The 244-nt window shown below is 50.0% G+C and carries 1 protein-coding gene; it reads right to left on the minus strand.

Translation table 11 applies throughout. The features are described 5' to 3' along the window. Nucleotides 1–244, minus strand: a 244-nt coding sequence (locus AAEY93_RS20995) for a pseudouridine synthase family protein (protein WP_502959580.1), incomplete at both ends; no start/stop codon positions are given.

The following is a 244-nucleotide window of genomic DNA, read 5'->3' on the forward strand; positions in this document are numbered from 1 at the left end:
GCTCTTTTGGTAACACAATCGTGCCGTAGCGCGTACGCAATAGACGGCTGACTTTGAGACCTTGTGACTCAAATAGGCGACGTACTTCACGATTACGACCTTCTTTTAGTCTGACGTGATACCACTTGTTGACGCCTTCACCGCCGCCTTCTTTGATGTCTTCAAACTGTGCCATGCCATCTTCTAACATAACGCCAGAAGTCAGCGCACGGGCGATATCAGGGGTAACTTCGCCCAATACACG

This window comes from Shewanella sp. CAL98-MNA-CIBAN-0140 (assembly GCF_040309905.1).
Lineage (GTDB): Bacteria > Pseudomonadota > Gammaproteobacteria > Enterobacterales > Shewanellaceae > Shewanella > Shewanella psychromarinicola.